Here is a 15,069-nt window from a genome sequence, read left to right as displayed (position 1 = left end):
TGGCTGGGCATGCGCCGCAACGTGTCGCCGCTGCTGCGGCGCATCCTGCTGCTCAACGCGCTGCCGCCCTTCCTGCTGGCGACCTCGCTGCTCTACCTCGACCAGTACCAGAACGGGCTGCTGGCCGGGGAGGTGCTGGCGTTGCGGACCCAGGCGCGGATCTATGCCAATGGCGTGGCCGAGGCCGCCGTCCGCATCCAGGACGACCATCCGGTGCTGGTGCCCGACATCGCCCGGCCGCTGCTGCGCCGCCTGACCGAGCCGAGCCCGGCCACCCAGGCCAAGCTCTTCGACAACAACGGGCTGCTGGTGGCCGACAGCCGGGTGCGGGAAAGCGCCAACGGCAACATCGTCACCGAGCCCCTGCCCCCGCCCAGCCCGCCCGGCCCGGTTGGTGGCTTTGCCGACCGGCTGATCACCACGCTGCTGCGCTGGGGCGTGCCACGCGCGCCGGACGACGTGGTGGTGGATGTCGGGCCGGACGCGCCTTCCTTCGACTGGCAGCCGGAGTTCAACAACACCGCCGGCGGGCCGGACCGGCGGGAGGAGCTGCGCCTGGCGCTGGAGGGCGGCGTGGACCCCTATGTCCGCCGCACCGCCGACGGGCGCCTGCTGGTCTCCGTGGCGGAACCGGCACGGCGGGCCAACCAGCCGGTCGGCATCGTGCTGCTGACCCGCGAGGCTCGGGAGGTGGACCAGCGGCTGATCGAGATCCGCGGCTCGGTGCTGGCGCTCTTCTCCATGGCGCTGGTGCTGACGGTCGCGCTGTCGCTCTACCTGAACCGCACCCTGGCCTCGCCGATCCTGGCGCTGGCCTCCGCCGCCCGGGCCATGCGCCAGGGCAAGGGCCGCGCCGGATCGGTGCCGCAGCGGCTGCTGGAGCGGGGCGACGAGATCGGCACGCTGGCCCGCTCCTTCCAGGAGGCGGCGACCGCGCTCTGGGCGCGGGTGGACAGCAACGAACGCTTCGCCGCCGATGTGGCACACGAGCTGCGCAACCCTCTGACCTCCGTGCGCTCGGCCATCGAGACGCTGCGGCGGATCGAGAATCCGGAGCACCGCGCGCGGCTGCTGGCCATCATCGCCGAGGACGCGGTGCGGATGGACCGGCTGATCGGCGACATCTCCGACGCCTCCCGCGTCGATGCGGAGCTCTCCCGCACGGCGACGGAGCCGGTGGACATCGCGCCCATCCTGTCCGCGCTGACCGAGCTGCACGCCGCAACGCGCGAGAACAGCCCGCTGGGCGAGGATGCGCCGGTGATGGAGCTGGAGGCACCGGCCAAGGGCCTGGTGGTGCGCGGCGTCGAGGGACGGCTGGTGCAGGTCTTCCGCAACCTGCTGGGCAATGCCGTCTCCTTCTCCCCGCCCAAGGGCACGGTCTGGGTGCGGGCGCGCACCACGGGCAACGTGGTGGAATTCGCGGTGGAGGACGAAGGCCCGGGCATCCCCGAAGCCAAGCTGGAGAACATCTTCGACCGCTTCTACAGCGAGCGACCCAAGGGCGAGCAGTTCGGCCAGCATTCCGGCCTGGGCCTGTCCATCTGCCGCCAGATCGTGGAAGGGCTGAATGGCCGCATCACCGCCGAGAACCGCCGCGGCGAGGATGGCGGCATCGCCGGTGCCCGCTTCGTGGTGCGGCTGCCGAAGGCCTGATGCCGGTCGGCGTTGCGCCGTCCCCGGGGGAAAGGCTCCGCCTTGTCCCCCGGACCCCCTATCCGCCAGGACGCTGCGCGCCCTGGACCCCGTTCGTTGGTTCTTCCTGTGACCGGATCGCGCCGAAGAGCCATGCTCTCCGGCGGACTGCCGGGGCTACGAGCACGGACAGATGTTTTGTCTTTCTTTCGGGAGCCCCGCCGATCCACCTGCTCCCCAGGATCGCGCCGCGGGCTGACGGCTGCCACGGGAGCCAACGAAAGCCCGGGGTCCGGGGACCGGCTTCGGTCCCCGGCGGAGAGGGTGTGGGAGAGGCAGCGCCTCTCCCACGGCGGGCGGCCACGGGGCACGACACGGGAAAGACAAGATATCGGCCCTGGCGTCAGGTCGGGACCGCATGGTCGAACCGGCCATGGCGCAGGAAGTGGAGGCTTTGCCGGATCACCTCCGGGTGGCGCATCATGAGCGTGTGGGTGACGTGCAGCACGATGTGGTCGGCCATTCCCTCCACCCGGGTGCGGGCGACGCAGACGCTGCCGTCATTCGGCCCGGGCAGGACGAACCAGGAGGCCAGGAGGTTCAGCGCGCGGTCGCCGGCGATGACGCCCAGCTCATAATCCACCGGGCCGAGCAGCGCGACCAGCGCCGCATCCGGCGTGGTGACGAGCTGTGCCCCGGCGGGGCCGAAGACGCGGTGATAGAGGGGGCGGTAGAGGGATTGCCCGCAGAGCAGGTCGGCCAACTCGCTGCCCGCGTTGGGCGGGCCCAGCATCACCATCCGGCCCAGGGCCGGGGGGCGGTGACGCGTGATGTAGGCCCGCGCCAGCAGCCCACCCATGGAATGGGCCACCACATGCACCCGGCCGCCGGGACGTTGCAGGAAGGCCCCGGCCTCCTCATGCAGATCCTCCTCCAGGGCTTCCAGCGGCTTGTGGCGCGCGTCGTAGTCGATGTTCAGCGTCTCGTAGCCGGCGGCGCTCAGCGCATGCTCCATCACGGACATGGAGGCGGCGCGGCGGGCGATGCCGTGCAGCAGCAGGACCCGCTCCGGTACCCTGGTTTCTGGATCTGGCGCGACGGGTGGCACGGGCATGTGGCCGGAGGGTTTCAGCTGGCCGTGTCGCGCCCGGACAGCAGGTTCGCGATCCAGCGGGAGCCGTCATAGGCGTCGCAGAGGATCAGCGTCGCGATGGTCACGGGGATTCCGATGAAGGCACCGGCGATGCCCCAGAGGAAGGACCAGAAGAAGACGGCGAAGAGCACGATGAAGGGCGAGACGGAGACCGCCCTGCCGGCCAGGCGGGGTTCGATGTAGCTGCCGGACAGGAACTGGATGGTGTTCAGGCCGAAGAAGACGGTCAGCGGCATTTCCCAGGAGTCGAACTGCAGGGCGGCGAAGAAGGTCGGGAAGATCGTCGCCACCAGCGGGCCGAGGAAGGGGATGTAGTTCAGCGCGAAGGCGATGAGGCCCCACTCCACCGGCAGGTCCAGCCCGGCGAGCAGAGCGAAGGCCCAGATGGTCACGCCGATCAGCGCGCTCATCACGGTGCGCACCAGCATGTAGGTCTGCAGCTTCGAGGCCACCCGCGCGCAGGCGTCGAGCAGGCGGCGCCCTTCCCCCTGCCGGCCCATGGTGGCGAGCTTGCGGCGCAGGATGTCCACCTCCAGCATGCCCAGGATGGTGAAGACCAGCGTGACGGTGACGAAGCTCATGAAGCCCTGGAGCTGCCCCGTGGCGGCCTGGGCGAGCCAGACGACCCAGCGCATGTCGAAGTTCTCCGCCATCAGCCCCGCCACGGGGAGGCCGTGCCCTTCCAGCCATTCCGCCTGGCGGAGGTAGATCGACTGGAAGCGCGCCGCGTTGGCGATGACCCATTGCCCGATCCGCGAGAAGCCCCAGGCCACCAGCAGGGCGAGAAGCATCACCGCGACCAGGGCCACGACCAGCGTGATCACCAGGGCCAGCACCTTCGGCAGGCGCCGCTGCAGCAGGCTCTGCAAGGGCCAGACCACGGCGATGATGAAGAGCGCGAAGGTCGCGGGCACGAAGACCGAGGCGGCCTCGCGGAGCGATGCGAAGACGAGCACCGCCGCGCAGAGGCCCGTCGTCACGCGCAGCACGGGTTCGCGCATGACATGCGATAGGAGGCCCTGCTCGGTCCCCATGTGGATTCGCCCTCTGCAATCCTGCCATTGGGAAGGCGCGGGGTCGGTTGTCAATACGGTGGCGACATACTTGCCCGATGGCGCGGGCGGGTTGCAGCATGGCCACAGAGAGCCGGCAGCATACCGATTCGGATTGGTTGGTTTGCGGCAGCCCGAAGGATGGAGGCGCGCCGGTGCCGGCATTTCCGATCAGACTTCTGCGCCGAAGCCTGTATGTCGTTCTCGGGGCCCTCCTGGCGCTCTTCGTGCTGCGCGTCTGGCAGGTCCAGGGCGGCCCGCCGCTGCGAACCTGGCACCTCTACGTTCCCAACGAGATGCGGGCCGAGGAGATCGGGACATCCGACTGGGCGAGCTATCTCGCGGCGGAGCAGCGCGTCTTCGACTCGGTCCGGCGGGAAGTGACGCAAAAGCTGGAACCGGAGGAGCGCACGCCGCTCAACCGCTATTTCGAGGGCAGCCCCGTCTATCCGCCGCGCTTCCGGCAGGACTGGAACCGTTCCTTCGTGCTGGAGCCGGACGGGCCGCCGCGCGGCGCGGTAGTGCTGCTGCACGGGCTGACCGACGCGCCCTACAGCCTGCGGCATGTCGGGCGCTTCTACCGCGACCACGGCTATGTCGCCATCGGCATCCGCCTGCCGGGGCATGGCACCGTGCCGGCGGCGCTGAGCGACGTGACCTGGGAGGACTGGATGGCGGCCACGCGCCTCGCGGTGCGCGAGGCCCGGCGCCGCGTCCCGCAAGGGCCGCTCGAGATCGTGGGCTTCTCCAATGGCGGCGCGCTGGCGATGAAATACGCCATGGAGGCGCTGGACGATCCGAAGCTGGCGCGGCCGGGGCGGGTGGTGCTGATCTCGCCCATGGTGGGCATCACCGAATTCGCCCGCTTCGCCGGGCTGGCGGGGCTGCCGGCTTTGCTGCCACGCTTCGCCAAGGCGAGCTGGCTCGGCATCGTGCCGGAGTTCAACCCGTTCAAGTACAACTCTTTTCCGGTCAATGGCGCACGCCAGTCCTGGCGGCTGACCCGGGCGCTGCAGGAACAGGTCAGCCAGCGCGCGCGCGAGGGCCGGCTCGACGGGCTGCCGCCGGTGCTGACCTTCCAGTCGGTGCTGGACACCACGGTCAGCACGCCCGCCGTTCTGGATGCGCTCTATGCCCTGCTGCCGGCCAATGGCAGCGAGCTCGTGCTGTTCGACCTCAACCGCAACAGCAAGCTGGGCATCCTGCTCAGCCCGAGTTCGGAGACGGCGCTGGAGCGGATGCTGCCGCCCGGCCCGCGCCGCTACCGCACCGTGGTCGTCACCAATGCCGTGCCGGGACAGGACCCCATGGTGGCGCGGGTGACCGAGCCCGGGAGCGCGGAGACGCGGGTGGTGCCACTGCGCGAGACCTATCCGCGCGACGTCTATTCCCTGTCCCACGTCGCCCTGCCCTTCCCGCAGGGCGACTCCCTCTACGGGCAGTTTCCCGATCCGGCCGACGAGGATTTCGGCGTGCATTTCGGCACGATCGCCCCGAAGGGGGAGCGCGGCGTGCTGGCGGTCAGCCTCGACGCGCTGATCCGCATGTCCTCCAACCCCTTCTTCGACGAGATGCTGGAACGGATCGGGCAAGGGCTCGGCGCGCCGCATTGAGGGCGACTGGCCGGTGTTGCGTTCTCCGCCGCGCCGGCCTCCTGGCGCTCAGCCTGCCGCCGGCAGCGTGACCTCGCGCCGCAGGGACTGGAGGAGCGAGCCCTCCAGATCCACCATCTCCTCGCGGATCAGCGTGCCGCGCGGCACATCCACCAGAAGCGGCTTGTTGGCGGCGAGGTAGAAGGGTGCCAGCCCCTCCGCCTCGGCGGCGGGCAGGAGGAGCGGCGTGCAATCCGTCATGATGTGATGATGGCCGCCCATCTCCAGCATCTCGCCGGCGCGGAAGTCGCGTTCGGTGCGCGCCACCATCACCGCATGGACACGCTGGGTGTCGCTGCCGGAGGCGCGGCCGTGCCCCGCCGCCGAAAGCAGCGAGACCGGGGTTTCCAGCCCCATCCAGTGATAGGGCAGGAAGAGGCAGGCATAGCGTCCGTTGCGGCTGACCAGATGGCCCTTGCCGCGCAGCATCTCCCAGACCGGCCGGTCGCCCGCGCGGACCACGACGAAGACACCGCCGCCGAAGCTCACCTCCTCCGGCCGGCGCAGGCAGTTGAACACGTCCACCACGCCGGTGCGGTCGAGGATGCCGCCTTCCTCGCGGGGGATGAAGACATCCGCGAGCTCGGTGATGCGGCAGAGCGGGTAGCTGAGTTCCGGGCGCGAGGGCAGCAGGCCGGTGGAGTTGGCCACCACGTTCATCTCGCAGTAGTCGGGCGTGGCGCTCTGCGGCAGGTCGGCGAGCGCGGCGGAACGGCGAGCCAGCGTGGCGCCCACATCCTCGCCCAGCATCCAGAGATCCGCCAGGGTGGGCGCCTCGCCTTGCAGTTCGGCACAGGTCACGGCGCCGGTGGCGTGGTCGAAGACGAAATCGTATTCGCTGGACTTGCCGGCGGCAACGACCTCGAAGCCCAGCAGTCGCGCCCAGGTGACGAGGCCGATCAGGTTGCTCGGCTGGTCGCCATCCGCCGTGGTGTAGACGACGCCCCGCTCGCAGGCGAGCCTGTTGAGATGCGGCCCGACGACGGAGTCCACCTCCTTGCTCACCATGGCGACATGCGCACCGCGGCGGATCGCCTCCAGCGCCATGCGGGCACCGGCTTCGGGCTGGCCGGTGGCCTCCACCAGGATGTCGTGCGGCACGGTGCCCAACAGGGACTGATCGCGCAGCACCACGATCTGGCCGGAAGCGGCGGCATCGCACGCGGCGTCCGGCGTGTCGCAGATCCGGGCGGCATCCGCCGGGAAGCCAAGCTCCGCCAGCAGTGCCAGCACGCCGTCCGGATCGAGGTCGCAGAGCACCGCCGGCTGCAGCCGGGGAATGGCGCGGATCTGTGCGAGCAGCGTGCGGCTGAAGCCGCCCCTGGCACCCGTCAGCGCGAAGCGGAAGCGGCGGTCGCCGAGGTCGCGGAAGAGGATCTCGTGGTTCATGCCTCCACCTCCTGCCGCGCATCGGTGCGCGGGTTGCGGCGCTCCAGCTCCAGCAGCAGGGCGGAATGGTCGGGGTCGCCCTGGCTCTCGATCAGCCCGCGATAGAGATCGGCGGTGAGCGCGGAATAGGGCACGCTTTCCAGCCCCAGCCGTTCCGCTGCGTCGAGCGCGTTGTCCAGGTCCTTCAGATGCGTGACGCAGCGGCCGCGCGTGGCGAAGTCTCGCTCGATCATGCGCTGGGCATGCAGTTCCAGGATGCGGCTCTCGGCGAAGCCGCCGCGCAGCGCCTCGCGCACCTTGGCCGGGTCGGCGCCGCCGCGCGCGGCCAGCATCAGCGCCTCGGCCACCGCGCCGATGGTGACGCCGACGATCACCTGGTTGGCCAGCTTGGCGAGCTGCCCCGCCCCGTGCGGCCCGACCAGCACCGGCCGGCCCATGGCGCACAGTGCCGGCTCGACACGGGCGAAGGGCTCCGCCTCCCCGCCCGCCATGATGGCGAGCGTGCCTGCCTCCGCCGCCGTGGTGCCGCCGGAAACCGGCGCGTCCACGTGATGCACACCCCGTTCCGCCAGCCGCGCGGCATGGTCCTGCGCCTCGGCGGGTTTGATGGAGGACATGTCCGCCACCACCGCACCGGGCGGTACGGCCTCCGCCACGCCGCCGAAGAGCACGCGCTCCACCACCGGGCCGTTCTCCAGCATCAGGATCACGGCCTCGGCCTCGCGCACCGCCTCGGCGGCGCTGGCCGCCACATGCGCGCCAGCCTCGGCAAAGGGGGCGGCCTTGTCGGGGGAACGGTTCCACACCGTCACATCATGTCCGGCCGCCAGCACGCGGCGCGCCATCGGGGCGCCCATCAGCCCCAGGCCCAGGAATGCGAGTTTCATGCGTTGTTCTGCTTTCCGTTCGGGCGTTGCGCCGTCCCGGGGGGAAGGCTCCGCCTTTCCCCCAGGCCCCCTATCCGCCAGGAAACTGAGTTTCCTGGACCTTCCATTCGTTGACTTTCACTGCGGCGGGATCGCGCCGAAGGGATGGGCCCTTCGGCGACTGTGGATGCCGCGATCGCGGACGTCCTGTCGTGTTCTACGAGTTCCGCTCGTCCACATGCGCTCCGGCACAGTCTCCCGGACAACGCCTCCGGCCCGTGCCAACGCAAGGCGGGGTCTGGGGACATACCATGTCCCCAGCGGAGGGGGTCTGGGGGAGGCAGGGCCTCCTCCCGGGGCCGGACACCAGCGATCACGCCTGGCTCCCAGACCCCGCGGCCAGGACGGACTTGCCGGCGCGGCGCCAGCCCAGGAAAGCCGCCACGAGGGGCCAGAGCAGGAACAGGATGGCGACGGTGGAGATCGTGCCCACCAAGGGGTTCGACCAGAGGATGCCGAGGGAGCCCTGGGAGAGCAGCATGGACTGGCGGAAGGCGTCCTCCGCCTTGTCGCCGATCACCATGGCCAGGACGAGCGGGGCGATCGGGTAGTCCAGCTTCTTCATGACGTAGCCCGCCACGCCGAAAGCCAGCATGATCCACAGGTCGAAGGCGGAGTTCGCGACGGTATAGGCGCCGGCAAGGCAGACGGTGACGATGATCGGGCCGATGATGGTGAAAGGCACCGAGAGCAGCGCCGCGAAGAAGGGCACCGTGGCCAGCACCAGCACCACGCCGATGACGTTGCCCAGGTACATCGAGGCGATCATGCCCCAGACGAAATCCTTCTGCTCGATGAAGAGCATCGGGCCGGGGTTGAGGCCCCAGATCATCAGCCCGCCCAGCATCACCGCCGAGGTGGCGGAGCCGGGGATGCCCAGCGCCAGCATCGGCAGCATGGCGGCGGTGCCGGCGGAATGGTCCGCCGTTTCCGGCGCGATCACGCCCTCCGGCTCGCCCTTGCCGAAATTGTCGCGACGGCGCGAGACCTTGCGCGCGATGCCGTAGGACATGAAGGAGGCCGCGGTCGGGCCGCCCGGGGTGATGCCCATCCAGACGCCGATGGCGCTGCCGCGTAGCATGGCGAAGAAGTACTGCGGCATCTTCGCGGCGGCGCGCAGGATCTCGATCGGGTTGAGCTTGGCGCGGACGCTCTTGAACTCCAGCCCTTCCTCCAGCGTCAGCAGCAGCTCGCCGATGCCGAAGAGGCCGATCACCACGACGAGGAAGGAGATGCCCTTGATCAGGTCGGGGATGTCGAAGGTCAGGCGCATGGAGCCGGAGACCGTGTCCATGCCCACCATGCCGAAGCCGAAGCCCAGGCAGATGGAGACCAGCGTCTTGAGCGGCGCGCCGCCGCCGAAGGCGATGAAGGAGGCGAAGGCCAGCAGATAGACCGCGAAGTATTCCGGCGGGCCGAAGCGCAGGGCGAAGGAGGTGACGAAGCCGGACAGCACGGTGATCACCAGCACGCCCACCAGCGCGCCGAAGCCGGCGGACAGGAAGGCATAGGTTAGCGCCTCGGTGGCCCGTCCGTTGCGGGCCATGGGATAGCCGTCGAAGGTCGTGGCGACGGAGGAGGGCTCGCCCGGGATGTTGAACAGGATCGAGGTGGTGGAGCCGCCGAAGAGCGCGCCCCAGTAGAGGCTGGTGAGCAGGATGATGGCCGAGACAGGGTCCATCGAGAAGGTCAGCGGCAGCAGCAGGGTCACGCCGTTCGGCGCGCCGAGGCCGGGCAGCACGCCGACCAGGATGCCCAGCAGCACCCCGCCCATGATGATGGCGACGTGGTGGAAGGTGAGCACGACGCCGAAGCCGTGCATCAGCGCGTCGAGATTGTCGAACATCGTCCGGTCTCCTCAGGCCAGGCCGAGCCAAACCTCGACCGGCCCCTTGAGGAGCGGCACGAGGAACCAGCGCTCGAAGACCAGCCATGTCGCGATGGTGTAGAGCAGCGGCACGGCGATGCTGGCGAGCCAGGAATGCCGCCCCTGCCAGCGCATCATGACGAACAGGTAGGCGGCCATGGCGACATACATGCCGAGGGTGAGCGACAGCACCACCAGGGCCAGGATCGACAGGCCGAAGCGCAGCACGCGCCCGCTGCCGGCGCGGTCCACGAAGACCTCCCGCGTCAGGGCCGTGCGGTTGTACCAGCTTTGCACCGCGATCGCGACGGCGGCGGCCATGACGATCAGGCCGATGCGGAAGGGGAAGTAGCCGGCCTGCGGCCCGTCCTCCGCCCAGCCATAGTCCAGTTCCAGGGCGCCGATCACGGCGATGGCACCCAGCAGGAAGACGACGGCCGCCGTGGCCATTTCCATCCGGTAACGCGTCAGCATGGCCGTCGCTCCCTGTCCGGCGTCCGGTGCCTCAGTTCACCAGCCACTTCTCGGCGGCGAACATCTCCTTGCCGGATTTCTGCTCCTCCTCCATGAGGGGCTTCATCTGGTCAGGCGTCAGGAAGACCGCGCTCTGCACCGTGCGGGTGATGTAGTCCTTCCATTCCGGCGTCTCGGTGACCTTGCGCATCACGTTGGTCCAGAATTCCTGCGCCTCCTTCGGCACGTCGGGCGGCAGGAAGACGGTGCGCGGCATGCGGTACTCGTCCACCGCGATGCCCTGGCTGGCGCAGGTCGGGATATCGGCCCAGGACTGCGTCGCGGTTACCTTCTCCGTGACCGACAGGGGCGTCTTGCGGAAGACGCAGACCGGGCGGACCTGGTCGCCGCGCCAGCCGCCGACGCTTTCGGAGGGGTTGTTGACGTTGGAATCCACATGCCCGCCCGCGAGCTGCACGCCCGCCTCTCCGCCGCCGCGGAAGGGGATGTAGGTGAAGCGCACGCCGGTCGCCTTCTGGATCTTCAGCGTGAGGATCTGGTCGGTGTCCTTGGTCTGGCTGCCACCCATCTTCATGGCGCCGGGCTTCTCGCGCGCCGCGGCGATGTAGTCGGCGGCGGTCTTGTAGGGCGCGTCGGCCTTCACCCACAGCATGAATTCGTCGAAGGCCATGGCGGCCACCGGCACGAGCTGCTCCGGCTTCCAGGCCACGCGCGCGACATAGGGCAGCAGCCACTCGTTGTTGGTGCCGAAGATCACCTTCAGCGGGTCGCCCTGCGAGCCACGGCCATAGACGAAGCCCTCCGCGCCCGATCCGCCGCCCTTGTTGGTGACGACGACGGGCACGTTCAGCAGCTCATGCTTCTGGATCGCCGCCTGGATGGTGCGGGCGAAGAGGTCGGTGCCGCCACCGGCGCCGGAGGTGACGATGAACTCGACGGGGCGGTTCGGCTCCCAGGCCGCCAGGGCGGGGCGGGGTGCCGTCGCCGCCAGGGAGGCGGCACCGAGCGAGAAGGCGAGCGTCAGCGTCGGGAGAACGCGCATTCTTGTTTTCCTCCAGGGATGAGGCGCGCACCCGTTCCGGGCCTTCGCGCCGTTGTTCGGTCGATCAGGCGGCGATGCGGCTCGCCGCCATGCGGGAGGCCAGCAGCAGCGCGTTGCGCATGGCGCCGGGATGGGCGATGCCCTTGCCCGCGATGTCATAGGCCGTGCCATGGGCGGCGGTGCAGATCGGGAAGGGGAAGCCGCCCATCAGCGTCACGCCGGCATCGAAGCCGATCAGCTTCATCGCGATCTGGCCCTGGTCGTGGAACATGGTCAGCACCGCGTCGAAATCGCCGCGCCTGGCGCGCACGAAGACCGTGTCCGCCGGGAAGGGACCGTCGCAGGCGATCTGCTCGCGCTTGCCCGCCTCCACCGCCGGGGCGATCACGTCGATCTCCTCGCGCCCGAAATTGCCGTTGTCGCCGGCATGCGGGTTCAGTCCCGCCACGGCGATGCGCGGGCGGGCGACGCCAGAGGCGCGCAGCGCCTCGTCGGTCAGGCGCAGGTTGTCGAGGATGGCCTCCTTCGTCAGCAGCCCGGCCACGTCCTTCAGCGGCACATGCGAGGTGACGCGGGCGTTCCACAGCCCTTCCAGGACGTTGAACTCCTTGGCCACGCCATGGAAGCCGATGGTCTCGGCGGAGAAACCGATCTCGTCCTCGTAGCCCGGGGTGACGAGGCGCATCGCCGCCTTGTTGAAGGGTGTGAAGCAGACCGCGTCGGCCTCGCCGGCGGCGGCCATGCGCAGGGCGCGGCGGAAATTCTCGGTGGCGAAGCGGCCGCCGGCTTCGGAGATCTCGCCCAGCCTGATGCCGTCCGGGTCACCATGGCCGAGATCGATCAGCACGGGGCGGCCGGGCACGCGGCGTGGCATCGGCTCGCCATCGCGCACCACATCGACATCCGGGTTGACGCCGGCGAATTCGGCGCCGCGGGCCAGCATGCGGGCATCGCCGATCACGGTGATCTCGGCGGCCTCGCGCACCTGGGGATCGGCCAGCACCTTGGCGGCCAGTTCGGAGGAGACGCCGGCCGCGTCGCCCATGGCCAGAGCGATCCTCGGCCTCGTCAGCAGTTGCGCTTCCATGCCGCCCTCTCCCGCATTCTTGCTTTGGCTTCGTTTCAGCCGTCACATAGAGTATGCTTCACACTGCATACAGTAATCCAGACCTAATGTGGACGGGCCGGCCCCGTCAAGGCATATCTAAGAGGGCTCCCGCATGGATGAGCATGGATCAGGATCGAAGCTGATGGCCACATCCGCCCTCATGGACGAAGACAGGCTGGAAGGCCTGCCGGCGGGTGGCGTGGGGCCGATCGTGCGCCGCCCCCTCCAGGAGGAAGTGGCGGCCCGGCTGCGCGACCTGATCACCCAGGGCACCATCGCCCCTGGCACCCGCATCAACGAGGTCGCGCTCTGCGCCAAGCTCGGCGTTTCCCGCACGCCGCTGCGCGAGGCCGTGCGCATGCTGGCCGGCGAGGGGCTGGTGGAGCTGGTGCCGGCCCGGGGCGCGGTGGTGCGCAAGGTGACGCTGAAGGACGTGACCGACAGCCTGACGGTGCTGCGCAACCTGGAAGGGCTGGCGGGGGAACTCGCCTGCTCCGAGGCCTCCGAGGAGGGGATCGCGCGCGTCGCGGCGCTGCACGAGGCGATGATGGATCGCTATGCCGCCCGGGACCGCATGGCCTATTTCAAGCTGAACCAGGCGATCCACACGGCCATCGTGGCGCTGTCCGGCAATGCCACGCTCATCTGGGCGCATGAGGCGATCCAGGCGCGGATGAAGCACATCCGCTTCATCGGCAATGCCGGACCGGAGAAATGGGCGGGCGCCGTGGCCGAGCACGAGCAGATGGTCGCGGCTCTGCGGAAGCGCGACGGCGCGGCGCTGGCGCGGGTGCTGCAAATGCATCTGGACAAGACGCTGGAGCGGGTGCGGGACCAGATCTGAGCCCGGGATCAGGGCGCCACGGCCGCAGAAAGCCCTGGACGGGCGGCTAATGCGGGCATATACCCGCATCTATGATGACGGAATGCTACTGCGTCGCGCTCCGCGTGGCGGCCCGGAAGGTCTCGTCGATCTATGACGAGGCCCTGGCGCCTGCGGGCGTCAACGTGGCCCAGTACAGCCTGCTGCGGCGGATCGGGCATTTCCAGCCCGTCTCGCTCACCGAGCTGGCGCGGCTCAGCCTGCTGGACCGCTCCACGGTCGGGCGCAATGCCAAGCTGCTGGAACGCGACGGGCTGATCCGCAGCGTAGCCGGACGGGACCAGCGCGAGACCGCGCTGGAGCTGACCGAGGCGGCGCAGCAGGTGCTGAGCGACGGCGCGCCGCTGTGGAACAAGGCACAGGCGGAGGTCGAGGCGCTGCTCGGCGCGGAGGGCGCCCGCAACCTGCGTGCCTTGCTGTATGACCTCTGACCCTTTGCCGTCCGGATTCAACCATTCGCCCGACCGGGCACCCACGGGGGAAACGCCATCATGATCTCCACCGCCTTGGCCACGGGCCTGCGGCAGAAGGGCATCCATTACGGCTGGGTGGTCGCGGGGGCGACCTTCCTGACCATGCTCGCCACCGCCGGGGCCATGGGTTCCGCCGGGGTGATGATCGAGCCCTTGCAGCAGGAATTCGGCTGGCAGAACGCCGATATCTCCACCGCCTTCGCGCTGCGCCTCGCCCTGTTCGGGCTGATGGGCCCCTTCGCCGCGGCCTTCATGAACCGCTTCGGGGTGCGCAGCGTCATCCTCTGCGCCCTGGTGCTGATCTCCGCCGGGCTGCTCGGCTCGCTGGTGATGCGGGAGCTGTGGCAGCTCGTGCTGCTCTGGGGCGTCATCGTCGGCCTCGGCACGGGGATGACGGCGATCGTGCTGGGCGCCACCGTGGCCACGCGCTGGTTCTCGGAACGGCGCGGCTTCGTGGTCGGGCTTCTCACCGCCAGCAACGCCACCGGGCAGCTCGTCTTCCTGCCCATCCTGGCCAGCCTCAGCACGGCCTATGGCTGGCGCACCGCGCTGGTCTTCGTGCTCGGTACGCTGGCCATCGCCATGGTCGTGGTGCTGCTGCTGATGCGCGACCGGCCCGCGGATCTTGGCCTCACGCCCTATGGTACCTCCGTGCAGCAGGCCGCGCCGCCGCGCGAGCAGGGGCTGGGCAACCTCCTCCTCTCTCCCCTCCGCGTGCTGCGCGAGGCGGCCGGCAGCTACACCTTCTGGGTGCTGTTCCTGACCTTCTATGTCTGCGGCCTCAGCACCAACGGGCTGATCCAGACGCACTGGATCGCGCTCTGCGGCGATTACGGCGTGGCACCGGTCGGGGCAGCGAGCATGCTGGCGGTGATCGGCATCTTCGACTTCGCCGGCACGATCCTGTCCGGCTGGCTGTCCGACCGCTACGACAACCGCTGGCTGCTGGCCTCCTACTACGCCTTCCGCGGGCTGTCGCTGCTCTACCTCCCCTTCACCGAGTTCAACGTCTATGCCCTTTCCATCTTCGCGGTGGTCTATGGGCTGGACTGGGTGGCGACCGTGCCGCCGACCGTGCGCCTCACCGCCAACCGCTTCGGTCCGGAGAAGGCGGGGCTGGTCTTCGGCTGGATCTTCACCGGACACCAGCTCGGCGCCGCCACCGCTGCCTTCGGCGCCGGGTTCAGCCGGACCGAGTTCTCCACCTATCTGCCCGCCCTCTACGTGGCCGGCAGCTTCTGTCTGGTGGCCGCCCTGCTGGTCACCACGCTGTACCGCCGGCCCAGGCTGCAGCCGGCGGAGTGAGTCGGTCGGCGCGCTTCGGGGGCGAGACTCCGTCTTGCCCCCGAAGCTGGTTCCCGCTGAATCCCGGGGATTTCATGGGCTCTCCGTGGCGGCCTCCAGCCTGGCGCCCG

The 15,069-nt window shown here is 69.6% G+C and carries 13 protein-coding genes; 5 read left to right on the top strand and 8 right to left on the bottom strand.

All coding sequences use genetic code 11. The features are described 5' to 3' along the window. The first annotated feature begins 9 nt into the window (after positions 1 to 9). A complete protein-coding gene (locus RGI145_RS00630) occupies positions 10 to 1,656 on the top strand; it encodes a stimulus-sensing domain-containing protein (RefSeq protein ID WP_027281489.1) in 1,647 nt (548 codons plus the stop codon). Between the two features lie 382 nt (positions 1,657 to 2,038). Here RGI145_RS00630 and RGI145_RS00625 read toward each other — a convergent pair whose 3' ends face one another. Together RGI145_RS00625 and RGI145_RS00620 are read right to left on the bottom strand one after the other, a co-directional pair. After that, positions 2,039 to 2,749 (bottom strand): alpha/beta hydrolase, encoded by a 711-nt coding sequence (locus RGI145_RS00625; RefSeq protein WP_075796818.1) that lies wholly within the window; start codon positions 2,747 to 2,749, stop codon positions 2,039 to 2,041. Positions 2,750 to 2,763: 14 nt separating this feature from the next. Next, positions 2,764 to 3,789 carry an AI-2E family transporter gene (locus RGI145_RS00620; protein WP_075799712.1) on the bottom strand — a complete coding sequence of 342 codons (1,026 nt, stop codon included), beginning with the start codon at positions 3,787 to 3,789 and terminating at the stop codon, positions 2,764 to 2,766. A 206-nt stretch (positions 3,790 to 3,995) separates the two neighbouring features. Between RGI145_RS00620 and RGI145_RS00615 the strand changes: the two genes are divergently transcribed. Continuing rightward, complete coding sequence (locus RGI145_RS00615) at positions 3,996 to 5,453, top strand: alpha/beta hydrolase (RefSeq protein ID WP_075796817.1); 1,458 nt, start codon at positions 3,996 to 3,998, stop codon at positions 5,451 to 5,453. A gap of 48 nt (positions 5,454 to 5,501) precedes the next feature. Here RGI145_RS00615 and RGI145_RS00610 read toward each other — a convergent pair whose 3' ends face one another. From RGI145_RS00610 to RGI145_RS00585, 6 genes are all read right to left on the bottom strand, one after another. Then, positions 5,502 to 6,881, bottom strand: a complete 1,380-nt coding sequence (locus tag RGI145_RS00610; RefSeq protein WP_075796816.1) for an NAD(P)H-dependent oxidoreductase — start codon at positions 6,879 to 6,881, stop codon at positions 5,502 to 5,504. Beyond that, positions 6,878 to 7,768, bottom strand: a complete 891-nt coding sequence (locus RGI145_RS00605; RefSeq protein WP_075796815.1) for an NAD(P)-dependent oxidoreductase — start codon at positions 7,766 to 7,768, stop codon at positions 6,878 to 6,880. The genes RGI145_RS00610 and RGI145_RS00605 overlap by 4 nt, the downstream gene beginning before the upstream one ends. 352 nt (positions 7,769 to 8,120) lie before the next feature. Then, a complete protein-coding gene (locus RGI145_RS00600) occupies positions 8,121 to 9,653 on the bottom strand; it encodes a tripartite tricarboxylate transporter permease (protein ID WP_075796814.1) in 1,533 nt (510 codons plus the stop codon). A 12-nt stretch (positions 9,654 to 9,665) separates the two neighbouring features. Continuing rightward, entirely contained in the window at positions 9,666 to 10,148 is a 483-nt protein-coding gene (locus RGI145_RS00595; RefSeq protein ID WP_075796813.1) for a tripartite tricarboxylate transporter TctB family protein, read from the bottom strand. A 31-nt stretch (positions 10,149 to 10,179) separates the two neighbouring features. Then, positions 10,180 to 11,190: a Bug family tripartite tricarboxylate transporter substrate binding protein gene (locus RGI145_RS00590; protein ID WP_075796812.1), complete on the bottom strand. Its 1,011-nt coding sequence runs from the start codon at positions 11,188 to 11,190 to the stop codon at positions 10,180 to 10,182. Positions 11,191 to 11,254: 64 nt separating this feature from the next. Next, positions 11,255 to 12,277 carry a 4-hydroxythreonine-4-phosphate dehydrogenase PdxA gene (locus tag RGI145_RS00585; protein WP_075796811.1) on the bottom strand — a complete coding sequence of 341 codons (1,023 nt, stop codon included), beginning with the start codon at positions 12,275 to 12,277 and terminating at the stop codon, positions 11,255 to 11,257. 163 nt (positions 12,278 to 12,440) lie between these two features. Between RGI145_RS00585 and RGI145_RS00580 the strand changes: the two genes are divergently transcribed. From RGI145_RS00580 to RGI145_RS00570, 3 genes are all read left to right on the top strand, one after another. After that, positions 12,441 to 13,142, top strand: coding sequence for a GntR family transcriptional regulator (locus RGI145_RS00580; RefSeq protein ID WP_156878389.1), 702 nt, complete (start codon positions 12,441 to 12,443; stop codon positions 13,140 to 13,142). A 74-nt stretch (positions 13,143 to 13,216) separates the two neighbouring features. Continuing rightward, complete coding sequence (locus RGI145_RS00575) at positions 13,217 to 13,612, top strand: MarR family winged helix-turn-helix transcriptional regulator (protein ID WP_237183150.1); 396 nt, start codon at positions 13,217 to 13,219, stop codon at positions 13,610 to 13,612. 60 nt (positions 13,613 to 13,672) lie between these two features. Further along, positions 13,673 to 14,959, top strand: a complete 1,287-nt coding sequence (locus RGI145_RS00570; RefSeq protein ID WP_075796809.1) for an MFS transporter — start codon at positions 13,673 to 13,675, stop codon at positions 14,957 to 14,959. The last annotated feature ends 110 nt before the right edge of the window (positions 14,960 to 15,069 follow it).

The sequence above is a fragment of the Roseomonas gilardii genome (assembly GCF_001941945.1).
GTDB lineage: Bacteria > Pseudomonadota > Alphaproteobacteria > Acetobacterales > Acetobacteraceae > Roseomonas.
Note: the sequence above shows the minus strand (reverse complement) of the source record. Positions and strands in the feature narration are given on the sequence as shown.